At 75.1% G+C, this 21,644-nt stretch carries 14 protein-coding genes; 5 read left to right on the top strand and 9 right to left on the bottom strand.

Annotated elements, in window-relative coordinates; all coding sequences use genetic code 11:
* Positions 1-89 precede the first annotated feature (89 nt).
* Both MicB006_RS07645 and MicB006_RS07640 read right to left on the bottom strand, forming a co-directional pair.
* On the bottom strand, positions 90-2,924 hold the full coding sequence (locus MicB006_RS07645) for a Na+/H+ antiporter subunit A (RefSeq protein ID WP_116504842.1): 2,835 nt from the start codon (positions 2,922-2,924) through the stop codon (positions 90-92).
* 532 nt (positions 2,925-3,456) lie between these two features.
* Positions 3,457-3,777, bottom strand: a complete 321-nt coding sequence (locus MicB006_RS07640; RefSeq protein WP_116504840.1) for a hypothetical protein — start codon at positions 3,775-3,777, stop codon at positions 3,457-3,459.
* Between the two features lie 178 nt (positions 3,778-3,955).
* Between MicB006_RS07640 and MicB006_RS07635 the strand changes: the two genes are divergently transcribed.
* The 3 genes from MicB006_RS07635 to MicB006_RS07625 are packed head-to-tail and all read left to right on the top strand — an operon-like array spanning position 3,956 to position 10,090.
* On the top strand, positions 3,956-8,689 hold the full coding sequence (locus MicB006_RS07635; protein ID WP_116504838.1) for a DEAD/DEAH box helicase: 4,734 nt from the start codon (positions 3,956-3,958) through the stop codon (positions 8,687-8,689).
* A gap of 40 nt (positions 8,690-8,729) precedes the next feature.
* A complete protein-coding gene (locus tag MicB006_RS07630) occupies positions 8,730-9,233 on the top strand; it encodes a GNAT family N-acetyltransferase (protein WP_116511246.1) in 504 nt (167 codons plus the stop codon).
* Entirely contained in the window at positions 9,230-10,090 is an 861-nt protein-coding gene (locus MicB006_RS07625; protein WP_225980674.1) for an S-adenosyl-l-methionine hydroxide adenosyltransferase family protein, read from the top strand. The genes MicB006_RS07630 and MicB006_RS07625 overlap by 4 nt, the downstream gene beginning before the upstream one ends.
* A gap of 144 nt (positions 10,091-10,234) precedes the next feature.
* Here MicB006_RS07625 and MicB006_RS07620 read toward each other — a convergent pair whose 3' ends face one another.
* Positions 10,235-11,485, bottom strand: coding sequence for a hypothetical protein (locus MicB006_RS07620; RefSeq protein ID WP_116511242.1), 1,251 nt, complete (start codon positions 11,483-11,485; stop codon positions 10,235-10,237).
* A gap of 108 nt (positions 11,486-11,593) precedes the next feature.
* On the opposite strand from MicB006_RS07620, the gene MicB006_RS07615 reads away from it, so the two are divergent.
* Positions 11,594-12,385, top strand: a complete 792-nt coding sequence (locus MicB006_RS07615) for a DNA-formamidopyrimidine glycosylase family protein (RefSeq protein ID WP_116504836.1) — start codon at positions 11,594-11,596, stop codon at positions 12,383-12,385.
* A 78-nt stretch (positions 12,386-12,463) separates the two neighbouring features.
* On the top strand, positions 12,464-16,195 hold the full coding sequence (locus MicB006_RS07610) for a multicopper oxidase domain-containing protein (RefSeq protein ID WP_370013429.1): 3,732 nt from the start codon (positions 12,464-12,466) through the stop codon (positions 16,193-16,195).
* A 283-nt stretch (positions 16,196-16,478) separates the two neighbouring features.
* Here MicB006_RS07610 and MicB006_RS07605 read toward each other — a convergent pair whose 3' ends face one another.
* The 6 genes from MicB006_RS07605 to rimO all read right to left on the bottom strand — a co-directional run bounded on the left by MicB006_RS07605 (position 16,479) and on the right by rimO (position 21,621).
* Positions 16,479-17,240 (bottom strand): hypothetical protein, encoded by a 762-nt coding sequence (locus tag MicB006_RS07605; protein WP_116504832.1) that lies wholly within the window; start codon positions 17,238-17,240, stop codon positions 16,479-16,481.
* An 18-nt stretch (positions 17,241-17,258) separates the two neighbouring features.
* Positions 17,259-18,110 (bottom strand): PspA/IM30 family protein, encoded by an 852-nt coding sequence (locus MicB006_RS07600; protein ID WP_116504830.1) that lies wholly within the window; start codon positions 18,108-18,110, stop codon positions 17,259-17,261.
* A gap of 127 nt (positions 18,111-18,237) precedes the next feature.
* Complete coding sequence (locus MicB006_RS07595; protein WP_073830252.1) at positions 18,238-18,687, bottom strand: helix-turn-helix domain-containing protein; 450 nt, start codon at positions 18,685-18,687, stop codon at positions 18,238-18,240.
* A 207-nt stretch (positions 18,688-18,894) separates the two neighbouring features.
* Positions 18,895-19,440 carry a CinA family protein gene (locus MicB006_RS07590; protein ID WP_116504828.1) on the bottom strand — a complete coding sequence of 182 codons (546 nt, stop codon included), beginning with the start codon at positions 19,438-19,440 and terminating at the stop codon, positions 18,895-18,897.
* Between the two features lie 49 nt (positions 19,441-19,489).
* Positions 19,490-20,071, bottom strand: coding sequence for a CDP-diacylglycerol--glycerol-3-phosphate 3-phosphatidyltransferase (pgsA, locus tag MicB006_RS07585; protein ID WP_192900200.1), 582 nt, complete (start codon positions 20,069-20,071; stop codon positions 19,490-19,492).
* Positions 20,072-20,118: 47 nt separating this feature from the next.
* Positions 20,119-21,621 (bottom strand): 30S ribosomal protein S12 methylthiotransferase RimO, encoded by a 1,503-nt coding sequence (rimO, locus tag MicB006_RS07580; protein ID WP_116504824.1) that lies wholly within the window; start codon positions 21,619-21,621, stop codon positions 20,119-20,121.
* Positions 21,622-21,644 lie beyond the last annotated feature (23 nt).

Here is a 21,644-nt window from a genome sequence, read left to right as displayed (position 1 = left end):
GGCTCGCAAACCCGGCTCACTCCTCGCGCTCACGGGTGCCACCTCTGTTCGCGACTGCGGGGCTCGCAAACCCGGCTCACTCCTCGCGCTCACGATGGCCCGTCCCGCTGGACGACCAGCCCGCGTCCCGCCTCACCGGCGGCCTCCACGTGCCGGTCCACCTCGGCGCCCAGGCTGCGCAGGATGTCCAGCAGCAGCCCGACCACCACCAGGTAGACGCCGATGTCGAAGAAGATCGACGTGACCAGGTAGAAGTCGCCGATCACCGGCAGCCACAGGCCGACCTTGACGCTCTGCAGCACCTCGCCGGTCAGCACCAGGCCGAGCACGCCGCTGCCGACCGAGATGCCCAGGCCCGCGCCGAGCACCGTGCCGGCCCCGACCGGTGCCGCCTCGGCCAGCTCGTACCGGCCGCCGGCCAGGTAACGCAGGGCCAGCGCGAGGCCCGCCACCAGGCCGCCGGCGAAACCGCCGCCGGGGGCGTTGTGCCCGGAGAAGAGCAGGAACAGCGAGAAGATCAGTACGGTGTGGAAGATCAGTCGGGTGACCACCTCGAACACGATCGAGCGGCGCCGCTCCGGCAGCGTCTGCCCGCCGCGCAGCCACACCGTGCGCCGGTCACCGGCGCGCATCGCGAGCGGCCGGGGGCGGCGCGGACGCGGCCCGGTGCGGGAACGCTCGTAGATCAGGCTGGCCACGCCGGTCGCGGTCACCACGAGCACCGAGATCTCCCCCATGGTGTCCCAGGCCCGGATGTCCACCAGGGTCACGTTCACGACGTTGCGGCCGTACCCCTCGACGAGGGCGAGCTGGGGGAAGTCGGCGGAGATCGACGGCGCCCGGCGGGCTCCGGCCGCGGTCAGCGCCAGACCGGCCATCACCACTCCGGCGGCGATCCCGATGCCGCGCCGCACCCAGCGGCTGCGGCGCAGCGGACGGGCCGAGAAGCGTTCCGGCAGCCGGCGCAGCACCAGCACGAACACGGCGATCGTGGCGGTCTCCACCAGGAACTGGGTGAGCGCCACGTCCGGCGCGCCGTACAGGACGAACATCATCGCGGTGCCGTAGCCGGTGACCCCGACCAGCAGCATCGCGGTGAGCCGGCGACGCGCGCCGACCGCGAGCAGCGCGGCGACCGCGATCACCACGCAGACCACGAGCTGGGCCGGGTTGTCCCAGGCCGCCAGGTCGACCCGCCAGGGCGCGGTGGCGAGCATCGCCCCGCCGGGCACGAACACCAGCGCGAGCAGCACCGTGCCGAGGTACTGCGGCAGCGAACCGCGCTGGGTGGCGCCGGTTACCTCGATGGCGAGCCGGTCGAAGCCGTGCGTCACCCACTCGTACCCCTGGTTGCCGCCCACTGGCGAGCGCAGCCGCGCCAGCGCGGGCGCGAGCGGGCCGCGGACCAGGTGCAGCGCCACGCCGCCGGCCAGCACGAGGGCGGAGAGGCCGAGCGCCACTGTCGGCCCGTGCCAGAGCGCCAGGTGCTCCTCGACCGGTCCGAACAGCTCCGCGTACGGCTCGAACAGGCCGCTGAGCCACCCGGCGGCCGGGCCGGCGGCGAGCCCGGCCACGGCGAGCAACGCCGGGGGTACGAGCATCGCGGCGGGCGGCCGGTCCACAGCCGTGTCGGCGACGCCGGGCCGGGTGCCGAACGCGCCCCAGACGAACCTGATGCTGTACGCGACGGTGAGCGCGCTGCCCGCCACCAGCACGACGAGCACGAGCGGGTCGCCGGTGAACGCGGCGAGCACCGACTCCTTGGCCACGAACCCGAGCAGCGGCGGCACGCCGGCCATCGAGGCGGCGGCGAGCGTGGCGACAGTCGCCAGCACCGGCGCGGCCCGCCCCACACCGGACAGGTCCCGCAGGTCGCGGGTGCCCGCCTCGTGGTCGAGGATGCCGACGACCAGGAACAGCGCCGCCTTGAACAGCGCGTGCGCCGCCAGCATCGCCACGCCGGCCAGCGCCGCCTTCGATGTGCCCGCCCCGAACACCACGGCGAGCAGGCCGAGCTGGCTGACCGTCCCGTACGCCAGCAGCAGCTTCAGGTCGGTTTGCCGCAGCGCCGCCCAGCCGCCCAGCACCAGCGAGACCAGTCCGGCGACGACGGTGACCGGCCGCCACGGTCCGGCCGCGGCGAGCGCCGGGCCGAGCAGTCCGATGAGGAAGATGCCGGCCTTCACCATCGCCGCCGCGTGCAGGTACGCGCTGACCGGTGTCGGCGCGGCCATCGCCACCGGCAGCCACGCGTTGAACGGGAACACCGCCGACTTCGCCAGCGCCCCGGCGAGGACGAGCAGCACCGCCAGCGCCAGGTACCCGCCGCCGGGCAGCGGCGCGGACGCCACCGACGACCAGCGGTAGCCGCCCGCGTGGTGGCCGAGCATCAGGAACCCGACGAGCATGGCCAGGCCGCCCAGCGTGGTCACGGTGAGCGCCTGCGCGGCCGCCCACCGGCTGGACCGGCGCTCGGTGCTGTGCCCGATCAGCAGGTACGAGAAGACCGTGGTCAGTTCCCAGAAGACGTAGAGCAGCAGCAGGTCGTCGGAGACGACGAGGCCGAGCATCGCCCCGGCGAAGGCCACCATGACGGCGGCGAACCGGGCCAGCCCGACCGACCCGGGCTCGAAGTAGCGGGCGGAGTAGACCAGCACCAGCGCGCCGACGCCGCCGACCAGCAGCAGCATCAGCCAGGACAGCGTGGTGACCCGCAGCGCCACGTCGAACTGAAGCTGCGGGATCCAGGGGTACGTCTCGACCACCGCGCCGCCGTCGCGTACCGCCCCGGTGTGGGCCGCCGCCCAGACCGCTGTGGCGGCCGGGGCGAGCGCGAGCAGCAGGCAGGCGCGCGGACCCCACCGGCGGACCAGCAGCGGGGCGAGCAGCGCCGCCACCAGGTGCACGATCAGCAGGACGAGCACGCGTACTCCCGGTCGAGGTGACAGCGCGCCGGAACACGCTGGGACACAACCGATCAGACGCCACAAACACCCCTAACCGCGCCCGTTTCCCCAAAAGCCACCCTTCCCCCCACCCCCACCTCCCACCACGCCACCCTCCCCGCCGCCCCAGCCCCGCCCCTCTCGCGTTGATCAAGGAGTTTGTGTCCGGAGACAGCACTCCTCACCACCCAAACTCCTTGATCACCGCGGAAGTGGGGCGGCGGGTGGGGGGAGGGTGGGGGCACCCGAATTGCGCCGCCGGAGGCGGGGCAGTGGGGGCAGGAGCGGGCCGCGCCGGAGGCCGCCGGTGGGGTCACCCACCCCGACCCTCCCGCGGTTCGGCCGCCGGGCGGGCCCGGTGGACCAGCTGGGCCCGGTGGACCGGCTGGGCCCGGTGGACCGGCTGGGCCCGGTGGACCGGCTGGGCCCGGTGGGACGGGTGGACCGGCTGGGCCCGGTGGACCGGCTGGGCCCGCTGGGACGGGTGGACCGGCTGGGCTGGCTGGGCTGGTCAGGACAGGGTGGTGGAGTCCAACTGGCGGGCGGCCCGGTCGACGGCGCGCTGGGCGACGGCGAGCGACCGCAGCGGCAGCCGGGCGTCCCGGCTCTCCCGGCGCTGGACGAAGTAGTGCACAGCGGCCCGCACGCGCGCCCGGTCGGCAGCGCTGGAACGGGCGGTGGCGAGGATCATCTCGCGCAGTCGGCGGGCCAGATCCTCGGCGAGTTCCAGGTCGGGACCGCGCAGCCCGGCGCGGAGCGCGGCCAGCCGGCCGTCGACCTGCCGGAGGAGCAGGTCGGTGCCGGGCCCGGAGCCTCGTTCCTCGACGGTCATCCACGCCCTCCAGCCCACGCCGCATCGCGAGTGAAGTTACTTTATGTTGCAGCCCACAAGCAACCAGTTAAGTAAGACTTAACGGAATAACCTCCCATTTCCCTTCCTGAACGCCGTCGTCGGGACAGAACGCTCCGGCGATCGGCCGGATGTCACACCGGCGCGGCAGGATGGGGTCGTGGCGGACGAGGTGACCCGGTCAGGCGGGGTGCTCAAGGAGTTCGGCGCGGCGACCCGGGAGTGGTTCACCGCGGCGTTCGCCGCGCCCACCCCGGCTCAGCAGGGCGCCTGGCGTTCGGTGGCCGCCGGACGCAACGCCCTGGTCGTCGCACCGACCGGCTCCGGCAAGACGCTCGCGGCCTTCCTCTGGTCGCTGGACCGGCTCGCCAAGGAACCTCCGCCGGCCGACCCCCGCCGACGCTGCCGCGTGCTCTACGTCAGCCCGCTCAAGGCCCTCGCGGTCGACGTCGAGCGCAACCTGCGCGCCCCGCTCACCGGCATCCGCCAGGCCGCCGCCCGGCTCGGCCTGGCGCCGCCCGACGTCACAGTCGGCATGCGTACCGGCGACACCCCGGCCGACGAGCGCCGCGCCTTCGCCCGCACCCCGCCGGACATCCTCATCACCACGCCCGAGTCGCTGTTCCTGCTGCTCACCTCCGCCGCCCGCGACTCGCTGCGCGGAGTGGACACGGTCATCCTGGACGAGGTGCACGCGGTGGCGGGCACCAAGCGCGGCGCCCACCTCGCGCTGTCCCTGGAACGCCTCGACGCGCTGCTGGAGCGGCCCGCCCAGCGGATCGGGCTCTCCGCGACGGTTCGGCCGATCGACGTGTGCGCCCGTTTCCTCGGCGGTGCCCGCCCGGTCGACGTCGTGCAGCCACCGGCCGACAAGACCATCGAGGTGAGCGTCCAGGTCCCGGTGGAGGACATGACCCGCCTCGACGAGCAGGAGCCACCGGAGGACGACCTGGGCGGGCTCGCTCCCCGCCGTCCCTCGATCTGGCCGGCCGTCGAGGAGCGAGTGTTCTCGCTGATCCGCGCACACCGGTCGACGATCGTCTTCACCAACTCCCGGCGCAGCGCCGAACGCCTCTGCGCCCGGCTCAACGAGCTGGCCGCCGAGGAGATCGAGGCGGCGTCCGCGCCGGAGGGCAGCCGCGTGGCCCGGGGCGGGGAGCCGGTGCGCGTATCCGGTCTGCTGCCCGGAGCCGACGGCCCGGCGGCCGGCGACGGCGGTCCAGGGGACGGCGCAGGGCCAGACGTCAGTGGTCCGGGCGATGGCGGCAGGGCGCGGCGGGGGGCGTTCGGCGGGCCGGTGGGGCCGGTACGCGCGCCGCGGCAGCCGGCCGAGGTGATGGCGCAGTCCGGCGCGGCGGCCGGGGCGCCGGCGGTGATCGCCCGGGCGCACCACGGCAGCGTGTCCCGCGAGGAGCGCAAGCAGATCGAGGAGGCGCTCAAGTCCGGCCGGCTGCCCGCCGTGGTCGCCACGTCCAGCCTGGAGCTGGGCATCGACATGGGCGCTGTCGACCTGGTGGTGCAGATCGAGGCGCCGCCGAGCGTGGCCGCCGGGCTGCAACGGGTGGGTCGCGCCGGGCACCAGGTGGGCGCGGTCTCGCGCGGCGTCGTCTTCCCCAAGCACCGGGGCGACCTGCTCTCGTGCACGGTGGTGGCCGAGCGGATGGGCATCGGGGCGATCGAGGAGCTGCACTACCCGCGCAACCCGCTCGACGTGCTGGCCCAGCAGATCGTCGCGATGGTGGCGCTGGAGCCGTGGCGGCTCGGCGACCTCGCCGTGCTGGTCCGGCGGGCGGCGCCGTTCGCGGAGCTGCCGGACTCGGCGCTGCACGCGGTGCTCGACATGCTCTCCGGGCGCTACCCGTCCACCGCGTTCGCCGAACTGCGTCCCCGGCTGGTCTGGGATCGCGCCACCGACGTGCTGACCGGCCGCCCCGGCGCTCAGCGGCTCGCCGTGACCAGCGGCGGCACCATCCCCGACCGGGGCCTGTTCGGGGTCTTCCTGGCCGGCGCGGAGCGGGCCGCGCGGGTGGGCGAGCTGGACGAGGAGATGGTCTACGAGTCCCGGGTGGGTGACGTGTTCCTGCTCGGCTCGTCGTCCTGGCGGATCGAGGAGATCACCCCCGACCGGGTGCTGGTCTCCCCCGCGCCCGGCCAGGCCGCCCGGATGCCGTTCTGGAAGGGCGACCAGCTCGGCCGCCCGGTCGAGCTGGGCCGGGCGATCGGCGCCCGGGTGCGGGCGCTGCTGCGGCAGTCCGACGCCGACGCGGTGGCGGCGCTGCGCGCCGGTGGGCTGGACGACTGGGCCGCCGGCAACCTGATGAACTACCTGCGCGAGCAGAAGGCGGCCACCCGGTCGCTGCCGGACGACCGGACGGTGGTGGTCGAACGGTTCCGCGACGAGCTGGGCGACTGGCGGCTCGCCGTGCACTCGGTCCTCGGCGCGCGCGTCAACGGCCCGTGGGCGCTCGCGATCGGCCGCCGGCTGGCCGAGCGGTACGGCGTGGACGCCCAGGTCATGCCCTCCGACGACGGCATCGTGGTCCGCCTGCCGGACACCGCCGAGACACCGCCCGGCGCCGACGTGGTCGTCTTCGAGCCGGACGAGATCGCCCAGCTCGTCGAGGAGTCGGTCGGCACGTCCGCGCTGTTCGCGTCCCGGTTCCGGGAGTGCGCGGCCCGGTCGCTGCTGCTGCCCCGCCGCGACCCCCGACGGCGGCAGCCGCTGTGGCAGCAGCGCCAGCGCGCGGCGCAACTGCTCGACGTGGCCCGCGAGTACGCCGACTTCCCGGTGACGCTGGAAGCAGCCCGGGAGTGCCTCCAGGACGTCTTCGACCAGCCCGCCCTGGCTGAGCTGATGCGTGACCTGGCCGCCCGCAAGGTACGCCTGGTCGAGGTCGAGTCCGAGCGCCCGTCGCCGTTCGCCAGGTCGCTGCTGTTCGGGTACGTCGGCGCGTTCCTCTACGAGGGCGACGCCCCGCTGGCCGAGCGGCGGGCCGCCGCGCTGGCGCTCGACTCCGGCCTGCTCGGCGAGCTGCTCGGCCGGGTCGACCTGCGGGAACTGCTCGACCCGGAGGTGCTCGCCGAGACCGCCCGCCAACTGCGCTGGCTCACCGAGCAGCGCCGCCCCCGTGACGCGGAGGACGTGGTCGAGCTGCTGCGCGTGGTCGGCGACCTGAGCCCGGCCGAGCTGGCCGAGCGGGGCGTGCCGGAATCCTGGACCGACGAGCTGGCGGCGGCCCGGCGGGTCCTGCGGGTCCGCATCGCCGGCGAGGACCGCTGGGTCGTCGTGGAGGACGCCGCCCGGCTGCGCGACGCGCTCGGCGTCGCGCTGCCCGTCGGAGTCGCCGAGGCGTACCTGGCGCCGGTGGCAGATCCGCTCACCGACCTGGTCGCCCGGTACGCCCGCACGCACGGCCCGTTCGCGGCGGCCACCTGCGCCGCCCGGTTCGGGCTCGGCGTGTTCGTGGTGGAGCAGGCGCTGCGGCGGCTCGCCGCGAACGGCCGGGTGGTCTCCGGCGAGTTCGCCCCGGACACGGTCGGCACGCAGTGGTGCGACGCGGAGGTGCTGCGCCTGCTGCGCCGCCGCTCCCTGGCCGCCCTGCGCCGGGAGATCGAACCGGTGCCGCCACGCGCGCTCGCCACGTTCCTGCCCCGATGGCAGCAGGTCGGCTCGTCGGCCCGGGGCGTCGAGGCCGTCGCCGCCGCCCTCGAACAGTTGCAGGGCGTGAACGTGCCGGCGTCCGCCCTGGAACGTCTGGTGCTGCCCGCCCGGGTCGCCGACTACTCCCCCGCCCAGCTCGACGAGCTGTGCGCCAGCGGCGAGGTGGTGTGGGCCGGCGCGGGCGCGATCTCCGGCGGCGACGGGTGGGTGACGCTCGTGTACGCCGACGCCGCGCCGCTGCTGCTTCCCCCGCCGGACGAGGCGCTGACGCTGGCCCCGCTGCACGAATCCGTGCTCGACGCGCTCGCCGACGGGCAGGCGCTGTTCTTCCGCTCGCTCTCCGACCGGGTCGGGGCCACCGACGACGCCGCCCTGTCGGGCGCGGTGTGGGACCTGGTGTGGGCCGGTCACCTCACGAACGACACGCTCGCCCCGCTGCGGGCCGCGCTCGGCGCGGGCGGGGCACACCGGTCCCGGCCCTCGGCGCCGCGCACCCGCTACCGCCGGCCCGGCCGGGTGGCGCTGCCCAGCCGGGGCGGCCCGCCCACAATGGCCGGCCGCTGGTCCCGGCTGCCCGAACGCGACAGCGATCCCACCCGCCGAGCGGCTGCCCTGGCCGACCTGCTGCTGGAACGCCACGGCGTGGTGACCCGGGGCGCGGTCGTGGCCGAACAGGTCACCGGCGGTTTCGCCGGGGTCTACCCGGTGCTGTCCGCACTGGAGGAACGCGGGGCGGCCCGGCGCGGCTACTTCGTCGAAGGGCTGGGCGCGGCACAGTTCGCGGTGCCCGGCGCGGTCGACCGGATCCGGGCGCTCGCCGACGACAACCAGGGCCGGGGCGGCCCGGCGGTGGTGCTCGCCGCCACCGACCCGGCGAACCCGTACGGCGCGGCGCTGCCCTGGCCCGAGCGCGTGGTCGACTCCGGGGACGGCGCGGCACCGGCCACCGGGCACCGGGCCGGGCGCAAGGCGGGCGCGCTCGTCGTACTGGTCGGTGGTGACGTGGTGCTCTACGTCGAGCGGGGCGGCCGGACGATCCTGTCGTTCACCGACGACACCGACACGCTCGGCGCGGCCGGCAAGGCGCTCGCGGACGCGGTGCACTCCGGCGCGCTGGGCGCGATCTCGGTGGAACGCGCCGACGGCGAGGCCGTGAACGCGTCCCCGCTGCGCGACGCGCTCACCGCCGCCGGTTTCCGCGCCACCCCGCGCGGCCTGCGGCTGCGCGGCTGACCGCCCGGAGTTCCGAGGAGCGGGAACGTAGGGTGTGCCGGTGGCCTCGATCCGGGTACGCCAGGCGCGCGAGGAGGACCGCGCGGCGCTGGCGGCGTTGCACGAGCGGGAGTGGGGCGGGCCGATCGTGGTGGTCCACGACACCCGCTACGACCTGAGTGACCTGTCCACGCTGGTCGCGGTGGACGAAACCGGCGCGTTCGCCGGGGCGCTGGCGTACCGGGTCGACGCCGACGGGCTGGAAGTGGTGAGCCTGGCCGCCTCGGCCCCGGGCAACGGCGCCGGCACCGCGCTGCTGGCCGCCGCCGAGGAGGCGGCCACTGCCGCCGGGGCGGACCGGATCTGGCTGGTCACCACGAACGACAACCTGGGCGCGCTGCGCTTCTACCAGCGCCGAGGGCTGCGCATCGTCGCGGTGGACGCGGGCGCTGTCGACCGGGCCCGGGCGCTCAAGCCGACGATCCCGCACGTCGGCGCGGACGGCATCCCGCTGCACGACGAGCTGCGCCTGGCCCGGCACCTGACCGGGGCGGACCAGCTATGAGCGGCGCGGACGAACGCGCCCCGGCCGCCGGAGGCCAGGGCCGAACGACGCCGGACGACGCGCGGCCGACGGGCGGCGGTCCGAGCTGTGTCTCGCTGACCACCGACTACGGGTTGGCCGACGGGTTCGTGGCGGCGTGCCACGGGGTGCTGGCCCGGCTCGCCCCGGCCGTCCGGGTGATCGACGTGACGCACCTGATCCCACCCGCCGACGTGCGCCGGGGCGCGGCGGTGCTCGCGCAGACAGTGCCGTACCTGCCGTGGGGCGTGCACGTCGCGGTGGTCGACCCGGGCGTCGGCACCACTCGGCGCGGGCTCGCGCTCGCCGCGCCCGGCGGGCTGCTCGTCGGGCCGGACAACGGGCTCCTCGTTCCGGCCGCGGAGGCGCTCGGCGGGGTGAGCGCCGCGGTGGAGCTGACCAACCCGGACTGGCTCGGCCCCGTCGTCTCCCGCACGTTCCACGGGCGGGACGTGTTCGCGCCGGTGGCCGCCCGGCTGGCGCTGGGCGCGCCGCTCGGCGGGGCCGGGCCGGCGGTGGATCCGGGCACGCTGGTCCGGCTGCCGGAACCGGTGGTCCGCGCCGGGACCGGCGGCCTCACCGCCGAGGTGCTGACCGTCGACCACTTCGGCAACGTCCAGCTCGCCGCGCCCGGCGCGCTGCTCGACGGCCTGCCGCCCCGGGTGCTGGTGAACGGCCACGAGGCGGTCCACGGCCGCACCTTCGGCGACGCACCACCCGGCGCCCTGGTGGTCTACGTCGACTCCGCCGGCCTGGTCGCCATAGCGGTGAACACCGGCCGAGCCGCCGACACCCTCAAGACCACCCCAGGCGCCCTCATCACCCTCACCACCCCCTGACCCGCGCCCTCACCCCCCGCACCCTGACCCCCGCGATCTTGCAGTTGGTGCCCCGACACAAAGGACAAATGCCTTACGAAAAGGGCCGAAACTGCAAGATCAACGGGGGTCAGGGGCGGGCGAGGGCGGGGCGGGCGAGGGGGGTCAGCAGCGGGGGACTGTGCCGCCGTAGATCGAGGACAGGTACGCGTGGCTGACGTAGGTGCCGCCGACCAGGCGGTACCACCGCGTCGTCGTGCGGTACGTGCCGGCGATCCGCTGGCCGGTCACGTAGCACTGCACCGGCACGTGGGCGTACGTGGCGGCCAGACCGCGGCTGGCGTACGAGGTGCCCGCCCCGGCGCGCAGGTTCAGCGGCCCGGAGCCGACGACGGCCCGTGCCCCGCCGCCTGTCCACAGCAGCGTCACGTCCACCCACGCGTTGTCGGTGAGCCGCAGCCCGTCCCAGAACGTGCCGTCGGCCAGGTCCAGCCCGGCCGGGTTGCGCACGGTGCGTCCGAACTGGTCCAGCCCGCCGTTGTAGTTGCTCTGGTACGCCGCCTGGGCCTCGGGCCGCCCGCGCGGCAGGTCCTTCCAGTTCTCCCGGATGGACGACGGGTTCCACCAGTCGTCGCGGGTGTTCCACGGGCCGACGTCCCAGACCGGGGCGTACTCGCAGCGGCTTCCGCTGGTGGTGCAGACCTTGACGGTGTAGTCGCCGGTGCCGCGCGGGGACAGTCCGCGCCGGCTGGGCAGCGCCGCGAAGTGGTCCCGGGCGCGCACCGTGTGCCCGTTGGCGGTGGTGCCGCCGACCAGGCCGATCCGGGTCGCGTACACCCGGTAGGTGAGCGCGGCGGCCGGCTGGACCGCCGTGGTGGCGACCCGGTCGGCGGCCAGCGTCAGGCCGGTCACCGTGGCCTCCGAGGCGGCGTCCCGGGTGGTCAGCACGACGCGCGCCTGCACCCGGCGGACCGGCTCGTCGAACACGGCCTCGGCGGCGTCCCGCCACTCGGTCCAGCCCCGGGCGCGCCAGCCGCGTACCTGGGCCACCGCCGTGCCCCCGTCGCCGGTGCTCGCGGTGAGCCGGGCGCGTACCCGGGTGGCGGGCCGGTCCAGGACGCGCGGCGCGGAGAGCAGGATGCCCTCGGCGACCGGGCCGCCCACGGCGGCCGGGCGGGTGCGGGCGGTGGGGCGGGGGTCGGCCAGCCGGAGGCGGCCGGAACGCCAGGCGACGTTGACGTCGTCGCCGCCGGCGACGGCGAGGTCGACGGACCAGCGTTCGGGGTCGGGCGCGCCGGCGCGTGCCGGCACGACGGTGGACGGGGGCGCGGCCGACGCGGGCGTGCCGGGCAGGCCGGCGGCGACGGTGAGCAGGGCAGTCAGGGCGACGACGATACGACGTCCAGAATGAGCCATCAGCATTCTCCTCAGAACCCCCTGATCGTTGCGTTTCCGCTGATCAAGTGGAACCTCAGTACAAATGGCGACACATGCGAATTCTGTTCGGTAGGGGACAATGGCGAGGTGCCCGAAGGCGACACCGTCTGGAACACCGCGCGCGTCCTGGATCGCGCGCTCGCCGGGGCCCGGCTCACCGGGTCCGACTTCCGCGTGCCGCAGCTCGCCGCCACCGACCTGGCCGGCTGGACCGTGCGCGAGTCGGCCAGCCGGGGCAAGCACCTGCTGCTGCGCCTCACCGCGCCCACCGGCGGGCAGTGGACGCTGCACTCGCACCTGCGAATGGACGGCGTCTGGCGCGCGTACACCCCGGGCGAACGCTGGACGGCGCGGCCGGCGCACCTGATCCGCGTGGTGCTCCGCTCCCCCGGCGCGGTCGCCGTCGGCTACCACCTGCACGAGCTGGCGCTGGTGGCGACGGCCGAGGAGGAGTCGCTCGTCGGTCACCTCGGCCCGGACCTGCTCGGCCCGGACTGGGACGCCGACGAGGCGGTACGCCGGCTCGCCGCCGAGCCGGAGCGCACCATCGGTGAGGCGCTGCTCGACCAGCGCAACCTCGCCGGGGTGGGCAACCTCTACAAGTGCGAGGTGCTGTTCCTGCGCGGGGTGTCCCCCTGGACGCCGGTCCGCGCGGTGCCGGACCTGCCCGGCACCGTCGCGCTGGCCCAGCGGCTGCTCGCGGCGAACCGGGGCCGCTGGACGCAGAGCACGACGGGGGTGCTGCGCCGGGGCGGCACCAGTTACGTCTACGGCCGCCGGGCCCAGCCGTGCCGGCGCTGCGGGACCGCCATCCGCAAGGAGGAACTGGGCGAGCGGGTCACCTACTGGTGCCCGGTCTGCCAGCCCGACCGCGCCTGACGTAGAACTTCCACGAAACGCCAAAGATCGCCGAGATAGGGACGATTGGGTACTTCCGTCGCACCCCCGCGACGTCGCATGCTGCGATTGACCGCTCACCGTTCGTCAGCAGCGCGTACGCCGCCACGCCGGGGTGTCGGCCGGCGCGCCCCGACCCCGGGGAGAGCCATGGTGCTGTTCCGCAGACTCCGGCCCGGACGGCCGGACCGCGCCGGAGTCGCCGAGGAGACCGCGCCCACCACGTTCGCCGGTTCCGCCGCGCGGGGCGTACCAGCCGCGCGCGCCGGCGACGAGGAGCCGGGCGACGGAGCCACCCCGGCGAGCCTGGACCCGGCCGCCGTCCCACGCCTGTTCGGCCCGGTGCCGAACACCGCCGCCAGCCCGCTGCCCACGCTCGACGCGGACGGCCGCCCGGCGCCCGGCACCGGCATCCGCAAGTTCGTCGACCCGCTGCCGCTGCCCGGGCAACCGGCCACCGCCGGGCTCGGCGCCCGCCTGCCGGTCGCCGTCCCGGACACCATCACGTGGCCGGGCTGCGACTACTACGAGATCGGCCTCCAGGAGTACGCGCAACGCCTGCACCGCGACCTGCCGGCCACCCGGCTGCGCGGATACCGCCAGCTCAACCTGGGCACCGACGCCGCCGGCCACAACACGGTCGGCCCGCCGGCCCGCCCCTGGCACCTCGGCCCGATGATCGTCGCGCGGCGGGGCCGCCCGGTCCGGATCAAGTTCATCAACCAGCTCCCCACCGGGCGGGCCGGGGAACTGTTCCTGCCGGTGGACGAGACCGTCGACGGAGCCGGCGCCGGCCCGCTGGACGGTCCCGCGCCGTACCCGCAGAACCGGGCCGTGCCGCACCTGTCCGGCGCGCAGACCGGGTGGATCAGCGCCGGCAACCCGTGGCAGTGGGTGACCCCGGCCGGCGAGATCACGCCGTACCCGGCCGGGGTGGGTGTCACCCCGGTGCCGGACATGCCGCCGCCCGGCGCGGGCGCCACCACGCTGTACTTCCCGAACGAGCAGAGCGGCCGGCTGATGTGGCTGCACGACAACACGCTCGGCCTGTCCCGGCTCAACGTCTACTCCGGGCAGATCGCGCTGTACCTGCTCACCGACCCGGCCGAGGAACGCCTCGTCGACGACGGCGTGCTCCCCGCCGACCAGTTCCCGCTGGTGATCGAGGACAAGACGTTCGTGCCGGACGACGCGCAGCTCGCCGCCCAGGACCCCACCTGGGACCGGGACCGCTGGGGCGCCAAGGGCAGCCTCTGGCACCCGCACGTCTACCAGCCCCGGCAGAACCCGTACCGGCTCACCGGCGGCAACCCGACCGGCCGCTGGGACTACGGCCCGTGGACCCACGACCCGGACGGCGGGGCCAGCCCGTGGGTCGCCCCGGTGCCGAACCCGCACCACGACCCCGATGCCGACCCGGACGAGCCGCCGCTGGTACCCGCCGTGCCGCACCCGTCGGCGGTGCCCGAGGCGTACGGGGACACCCCGCTCGTCAACGGCGTGGCCTACCCGTACCTGGAGGTCGCGCCGCGCGCGTACCGGTTCCGGATCCTCAACGCCTGCGCGGACCGGGCGCTCAACCTCCAGCTCTACCGGGCCGCCTCGGACGGCCCGATGTGGGCCGACGACGGCAGCCCGGCCGACCCGGCCGCCGGTGAGGTGCCGATGGTCGAGGCGGTACGCGCACCAGGGCGCCCCGCGTACTGGCCGGTGGACGGCCGCGACGGCGGCGTGCCCGACCCGGCCGCCGCCGGACCCGACCTGATCCAGATCGGCAACGAGAGCGGGCTGCTCCCCGCCCCGGTGGTGCTGGCCAACCGGCCGGTGGACTACCGGTACGACAGGCAGGACCCGACAGTGCTCAACGTGGACGGTCACGCGCTGCTGCTGGCCCCCGGCGAGCGGGCCGACGTGATCGTGGACTTCGCCACCGTGCCGCCGGGCAGCACGCTCATCCTGTACAACGACTGCCCCGCGCCGCTGCCCCGGTTCGACCCGCGCTACGACCACCACACCGGCGCGCCCGACCGGAGCGGCTCCGGCGGGCTGCCGCCGACCCGGCCCGGCTACGGCCCGAACACCCGCACACTGCTCCAGATCCGGGTCACCGGCATCCCGGCCGAGCCGTACGACACGCGCCGGCTCGCCGACCGGCTACCAGGGGCGTACGCGCACAGCCAGCCGCCGCCGATCGTGCCGCAGCCCGCGTACGACGCCGCGTTCGGCACCCACACCCCGCGTCCGACGCTCGTCGGCGCGCGGGACGGCTCGGTCACGTTCACCCCGCCCGGCGCGGCGGCCCCGGTCACGCTGCCGGTGGCGGTGAAGTCGGTCGGGCAGGTGTTCGAGCCCCGGCACGGCCGCGCGGTGGGCCGCCTCGGCGTCGGCCACCCGGTCAGCGGGCCGCTGCTCCCGGCCACCCTGCCGCTGGGCCCGATGGAACCCGCCACCGAGGTGCTGCACGCCACCGACCCGGCCGTGCCAGTCGGCGCGCCGGGCGACGGCACGCAACTGTGGCGGGTCGTCGGCGACGCCCCGCGCACCCACCCGGTGCACATCGAGGGCTGCGACGTGCAACTGGTCAACCGGGTCGGCTGGGACGGCACGCTGCGCCCGCCCGAGCCGGGCGAGCTGGGCTGGAAGGACACCGTCCGGGTCAACCCCCGCGAGGACGTCGTGGTGGCGCTGCGTCCCGCGCCGCCGCCCCTGCCGTTCAAGATCAGCGACAGCGTACGGCTGCTCGACCCGTCCCGGCCCGTCGGCGCGCGGCTGGACGCGAGCCCGGTCAGCCCGGCCGACGGGCGCCCCGCCACGGTGGTCAACCAACTCGTCAACCTGGGCTGGGAGTACCGCTGGCAGACCCGCTCGGCAGGGCTGCGCGACCAGGGCATGAGCCGTCCACTGGTGCTGCGGGTGGCGCCCAAGGCACCGACCGGGCTGACCGCCACCCCGGCGCCCGGCAGCGCCACCGCGCTGCCCGCCATCGCGCTGACCTGGACCGGCAACGGCAGCCGCCCGGTGCCCACCAGCCACCTGCTGCAACGCGCCACCGACAGCACCTTCACCGCCGGGCTGACCGAGATCACCGTGGCCGCCACCGCCACCCGCTACACCGACGCGACAGTCACCCCCGGCGTCACCTACCACTATCGGATCCGGGCCGAGAACGCGGTGAGCTGCTCGTCCTGGTCGAATGCCGTACCGGCGGCGGTGCGCCTGGCCGCGCCGGCCCGGCTCACCTCGGCGGTGCTGCCGACCGCGCCGCTGCGGGTCGCGCTGCGCTGGGCGAACCACTCCTTCGCCACCGGTGTGGACGTGCAGCGCGCCACCAACCCGACGTTCACCAGCGGCCCGGGCACCACAGCGATCGCCGTGGGCGAGGCCCACCTGGACCCGGCCGTCGCCCCGGACACCACGTACTACTACCGGGTACGCACGACGTACCTGGGCGCGGCGTCCCCCTGGTCGACAGTGGCCCGGGTGACCACCCCGGCCCGGCCGACGGCGCCCACGGCGGTGAGCGTCATCGCGAGCGCGCCGGGACCGGACACCGCCACCGTGACGTTGAGCTGGTCGGCGGAGGCGCCGGCCGGGCCGGGCGCCGGCTTCATCGTGCAGCGCGCCACCGACGCCGCGTTCACCAGGGAGCCGGCCACGTTCCGCGTCACCGGCCGGGGGTTCACCAACACCGGCCTGGCCCGGGCCACCACCTACTACTACCGGGTACGCGCGACGAACGTCGTAGGCACCTCCCCCTGGACCCCGCCCACCCCCATAACCACCCCCACCTAGCCCTCCCAGTCAGGGTCGATCATGAAGTTGACGGCAGCTTCCGAGATCAACAACACCGTCAACTTCATGATCACCGGGTGGGCGGGGCGCCGCGTGAGTGCGGGGCACCTGACCGCGAGTTGCCCCCGCCCGGGAGGCCTGAAGCCCTCCGCCCGGCCCTGGCTGCGTCGGTGATCAAGGAGTTTGTGTACGGATTCGGCCCGCCTCAGGACACAAACTCCTTGATCAACGCGCGGAACAATCAGCGCGGGGCGATCGACGCGCGGGGCGATGCCGGCCGGGGTTAGGGGGCTCGGAGGGGGGTGCGGAGTTCGGCCAGGGCGGAGGCCACCCCGTGCAGCAGGTCGGTGGCCTCGGTCAGCCGAGCGGCGGCCGGGTGCGCGGTGTTCGGGCGGGCGTCCTCGGCGACGTAGCCGGCGGCGGCCACCACCAGCCGCTCGTACGCGGCCACCCCGTCCTCCAACTGGGCCACCAGCGTCGCGTGCACCTCGTCCAGCGTGCTCCGCGGGGTCAGCTTCGCCGCGCGTTCCACGCCCGCCACCCGGTTCGCCAGCTCACGCAGGGAACGATCGGCCTCGGCCGCCTCCCGGACCGCCGGCTCGGCCAGCCCGGTGAGCCGCCCGGCCAGCCCGGCCAGGGTGAGCGCGGCCCGGTCCAGCCGGGCCCACGGCTCGGCCGCGGCGGTGCCGCGCAACGCCATGCGGGAGCGGACCCGGCGTACCTCGGCCAGGACACCCGGCCCGACGGGCAGCCGCTCGACGGCGGCGACCAGCCGCGCGCGGGAGCGGGCGGCTGCCTCCGCCGGGTCGAGAGCGGGCGGCGCCGGCACTGCCGCGAGCGCCCGGTGGTCGGCCCAGCGCCAGGCGGCGATCGCGATCGCGCTGCCCGCGGCGCCGGCCCAGGCCGCGTCCGGCAGGCCCAGCCCGGCGTACGGGGTGAGCACCGCGGCGGCGCCGCCGAGCCCTCCGGCCATCACGCTCCACCGTCGCGCCGAGTTGCGCAGCCGGCGCAACCTGCGGAAATGTCGGGCCCGTTCGTCCGCCATGGTGTGTCCGCCCCTCCGTCAGCCGGTCGTGCTCTCCCCGGTGCCGCGTTCCCGGCTCATGCTGGCCCGGATCTCGTCGAGCCGGGCGGTGGCGGCCGGGTCGGTCGGCTGCCCCACCGCCGGGGTCTCGTGCCGGCCGCCGAGCTGCTCGCCGGCCATGCTCGACCGGATCTGCTCCAGTCTCGCCGATCCGGACGAGTCGAGCGTGGCCTTCTGGATCTCCAGCATCCGGCCCTCGACCGAGTTGCCGGCGAGTTCGGCCCGGCCCATGGCGGTGGCGTAGCGGCGTTCGATCCGGTCGCGTACCTCGTCCAGCGACGGGGTGCTGGCGGGCGCGGTGAGCGACGACATCGACTCCAGCGAGCGGGCCACGCTCTCCTGCATCTTGGCCTGCTCCAGCTGGCTGAGCAGCTTGGTGCGCTCGGCCAGCTTCTGCTGCAGGATCATCGAGTTGTTCTCGACCGCCTTGCGGGCCTGGGCCGCCGCGCCGAGCGCCTGGTCGTGCAGCGTCTTCAGGTCCTCCAGCGCCTGCTCGGCGGAGACGAGCTGGGTGGCCAGCATCTGGGCGGACTGCTCGTAGCGCCCCGCCTCGGTCTCGTCGCCCTTGCCCCGCGCCTGGTCGGCCAGCGCCAGCGCCTGCCGCGCGTTGCCCTGGAGCTGTTCCACCTCGGTCATCTGCCGGGACAGCTTCATCTCCAGCTGACGCTGGTTGCCGATCACCGCCGCCGCCTGCTGGACGAGCGCCTGGTGCTGGCGCTGCGCCTCCTCGACGGCCTGCTGGATCTGCACCTTCGGATCGGCGTGCTCGTCGATCTTCGCGCCGAAGAGCGCCATCAGGTACTTCCAACCCTTGACGAACGGGTTAGCCATCTCCGCCTCGTCCCCTCAGTAGCGTCGCGCCTACATCGTCCCAGCCGGACGCCACTCCGGCACCCGTACGCTCCTGATCAACAGTACGACGCGGGCGCCAGCACCGCCCACGACGTGACAGGCGGGATCAGGCGGCGCAGACCACATCCCGCTCGGCGGGGCGTACCCGGGTGCTGCGCAGCGTGGCCTTGAGCGGCGAGTCCTGCCGGACCTGGACGGCGACAGCGCCGTCGGAGGTGACCTGCCGGACGCCGCGGTTCGTCGCCTTGCGCACGGCGGTCGGGGCCACCGGGGCCGGCTCGACCGGCTCGTCGGCCACCGGGACCAGCACGCCGGGCATCTGCTCGGCGAGGGCGACGGTGTCGCTCACCTCGCGCAGCAGTTCCGACAGGCGGGCGCCGAGCGCGTCACAGATGGCGGCCAGCAGTTCGCTCGAGGGTTCCTTCTGGCCGCGTTCGATCTCGGAGAGGTAGCCCAGGCTGACGTTGGCGGCGGACGACACCTCGCGGAGGGTGCGGTGCTGCCCCTGCCTGCGTGTCCGCAGCGCGTCACCGATCACCCGGCGTAGCAGGACCATCGCACCTCCCCCTGAACGGGACCACCATCTCCGGCCGACCACGCCGCGCCGGACGCGGGAACCGCTCCGACGCCGACGACGACCGTCGGAGCCTTCCCGCAACCGTACCCGTTGGTTGCCACGACGACATCCCACCCCGCCTCTGAAAATCCGTGCGGATCGGCCGGTCGGCGGACCCGCCGCCGGGCGTGTCGGCGCCGGGCCGGCTCATCGGCGGCCGGCCCCCGCCGCCGCGTCGGCGTCGGCGTCCTCGGGAAGCTCGATGCGGTCGGCGAGCAGGCGCAGCGCCTCGATCACCGCGGCCGCGCGGATGTGGTCGCGGCCGCCGTCGAGGTCGAGCCGGCGCACCTGCGTACCGTCCGGCCCGGCGACCGCCACGTAGACCAGGCCGACCGGCTTGTCGTCCTGCGGCTCCGGCCCGGCCACACCGGTGGTGGCCAGACCCCAGTCCGCGCCGCACCGCTGCCGTCCGCCCTCGGCCAGGGCGGCGGCCACGTCGGGATCGACCGGGCCGCGGTCGGCCAGCAGGTCCTCCGGTACGCCGGCGAGCGTCGCCTTGAGTTCGGTGGCGTAGACCACCATGCCGCCCCGGTAGATCGAGCTGACCCCGGCGATCTCCACGACCGCGGCGGCGAGCAGCCCGCCGGTCAGCGACTCGACGGTGGCCAGTGTCTGGCCGCACTCGTGCAGGCGGTGCACGACGGAGGCCGCCGGGCTGCCGGCGGGCTGCTGGTGTCTCGCGTCGGTGTTCATGCCCGCCCTCTCTTCCCGCGCCCGGGCGGCTTACTCGTCGGCCGCCGGATCAACGGGCCGGACGCCGCAGCCGCAACGCCTGGGCGATGTAGTCGAACCCGGTGACCACGGTGACCACGACAGCCGCCCCCATGATCCACGGGCCGATCGCGGCGAGCGCCTCCGGCATCGGCCAGAGGTACCAGGTGATCGCCAGGATCTGGAGCGCCGTCTTGACCTTGCCACCCCGGCTGGCGGCGATCACGCCGTGCCGGATCACCCAGAAGCGCAGCGCGGTGATGCCCAGCTCGCGGGCGAGGATCACCACCGTCACCCACCAGGGCAGCCGGTCGTACACGGAGAGCAGCACCAGCGCGGCGCCGGTGAGCGCCTTGTCGGCGATCGGGTCGGCGACCTTGCCCAGCGAGGTGACAAGCTCGAACCGGCGGGCGATCCAGCCGTCGATCAGGTCGGTCGCCGAGGCCACCGCGAAGATCAGGCAGGCGGCCATCCGCCAGCCCGCGTGGGTCATGGCGGACGCGACCACGGTGGCCGCGAAGACGGGCACCAGCACCAGGCGCGCGCCGGTCAGCAGGTTCGCCGCGTTGAGCAGCGGTACGGGGGCAGCCGCCGTCGACTCCGCTCCCGTCATGTCCCGCATCGCCCCACGTGGCTTCCCCGCTCCGTCCGGGCCCGCCGTCACCGTACCGCGCCGGGCGCCGCCGAGATCATCTCATCCGGTACGGCGACCAGGTCGACACCCTCGGTCGCGGTGACAGTGGCCCGGACCAGGTCACCGGGGCGCAACGCGGCCAGGTCGACGCCGCCGCCGTCCGGCGCGACGAGCGTGGTCGATCCGTCGACCTCGGGCGCCTGATGGGCGGCCCGGCCCTCCACGACGCCGTCGGCGACCGAGGCCACGAGCACCTCCACAGTCGCGCCGAGGCGCTCCTCGGCGCGCTGCGAGCACAGTTCGTCGGCCAGCGCGCTGAGCTTGTCGTACCGCCGTTTGATCGTGGCGGCGGAGACCTTGCCGGTGAGCCCGGCGGCCTCGGTGCCGTCCTCGTCGCTGTAGTCGAACATGCCGATCGCGTCCAGGCGCGCCTCGGTCAGGAACCGGACCAGCTCGGCCACGTCCTGCTTGGTCTCGCCGGGGAAGCCGACGATGAAGTTGCTGCGCGCGCCCGCGTCCGGCGCGAGCGCGCGGGCGGAGGCGAGCAGCTCCAGGAACCGGTCGGTGGAGCCGAAGCGCCGCATCCGGCGCAGCACCGGCTCGCTGGAGTGCTGGAACGACAGGTCGAAGTACGCGGCCACGCCGGGCGTGGTGGCGATCACCTCGACCAGGCCGGGCCGGGTCTCGGCGGGCTGGAGGTAGCTGGCGCGCACCCGCACGATGCCGTCGATCGCGGCGAGCTGCGGCAGCAGCTTCTCCAGCGCGCGCGGGTCGCCCAGGTCCTTGCCGTACGAGGTGGAGTTCTCGCTGACCAGCACCAGCTCCCGTACGCCGGTCTTGGCCAGCCACTCGGCCTCGGCGAGCAGCTCGTCCGGGGTACGCGAGACGAACGCCCCGCGGAAGGCCGGGATGGCGCAGAACGCGCACCGCCGGTCGCAGCCGCTGGCGAGCTTCAGCGAGGCCACCGGGCCGGTGTCGAGCCGGTGCCGCAGCACCTGCCGCAGGTGCGCCGGGGTGTGCGCGTCGGTCTGCGGCGCGACCCGGGCCGGGGTGCCGTGCCCGGGCAGCGACACCGCCGCGTCGCGGCGCTTCACCGGGGTCAGCGGCAGCAGTTCCCGCCGGTCGCGGGGGGTGTGCGCGCCGATCGCCTCGCCGGCCAGCACCGAGTCGAGGCGGGCGGCGATGTCCGGGTAGTCGTCGAAGCTGAGCACCGCCTGCGCCTCGGGGAGGCTGTCGGCCAGCTCACGGCCGTACCGTTCGGCCATGCACCCGGCGGCGACCACCTTCGCGCCGGTGTCGGCGGCGGCGAGCAGCGTCTGGATCGAGTCCTGCTTGGCCTTCTCCACGAAGCCGCAGGTGTTCACCACCACCACGTCGGCGCCCTCGCCGTCGGTGGTCACCTGCCACCCGTCGGCATGCAGCCGGGCGGCCAGCTCCTCCGAGTCGACCTCGTTGCGGGCGCAGCCGAGGGTCAGCAGGGCGACCCGTCGCCCGTCGGATTGCGGGGTGGAGGAGGTGGCAGACACCATCCGAGGGTACCGGGCCGGTTCCG

The sequence above is a fragment of the Micromonospora sp. B006 genome, from assembly GCF_003408515.1.
GTDB classification, from domain to species: domain Bacteria; phylum Actinomycetota; class Actinomycetes; order Mycobacteriales; family Micromonosporaceae; genus Micromonospora; species Micromonospora echinospora_A.
This window is presented reverse-complemented; position numbering and strand designations above follow the sequence as displayed.

Excerpts from the sequence above, each read along its gene's own strand:
- MicB006_RS07640 (WP_116504840.1), bottom strand. The coding sequence starts at position 3,777 with ATGACCGTCGAGGAACGAGGCTCCGGGCCCGGCACCGACCTGCTCCTC.
- MicB006_RS07625 (WP_225980674.1), top strand. The coding sequence starts at position 9,230 with ATGAGCGGCGCGGACGAACGCGCCCCGGCCGCCGGAGGCCAGGGCCGA.
- MicB006_RS07620 (WP_116511242.1), bottom strand. The coding sequence starts at position 11,485 with ATGGCTCATTCTGGACGTCGTATCGTCGTCGCCCTGACTGCCCTGCTC.
- MicB006_RS07610 (WP_370013429.1), top strand. The coding sequence starts at position 12,464 with ATGCTGCGATTGACCGCTCACCGTTCGTCAGCAGCGCGTACGCCGCCA.
- MicB006_RS07605 (WP_116504832.1), bottom strand. The coding sequence starts at position 17,240 with ATGGCGGACGAACGGGCCCGACATTTCCGCAGGTTGCGCCGGCTGCGC.
- MicB006_RS07600 (WP_116504830.1), bottom strand. The coding sequence starts at position 18,110 with ATGGCTAACCCGTTCGTCAAGGGTTGGAAGTACCTGATGGCGCTCTTC.
- MicB006_RS07595 (WP_073830252.1), bottom strand. The coding sequence starts at position 18,687 with ATGGTCCTGCTACGCCGGGTGATCGGTGACGCGCTGCGGACACGCAGG.
- MicB006_RS07590 (WP_116504828.1), bottom strand. The coding sequence starts at position 19,440 with ATGAACACCGACGCGAGACACCAGCAGCCCGCCGGCAGCCCGGCGGCC.
- pgsA (WP_192900200.1), bottom strand. The coding sequence starts at position 20,071 with ATGACGGGAGCGGAGTCGACGGCGGCTGCCCCCGTACCGCTGCTCAAC.
- rimO (WP_116504824.1), bottom strand. The coding sequence starts at position 21,621 with ATGGTGTCTGCCACCTCCTCCACCCCGCAATCCGACGGGCGACGGGTC.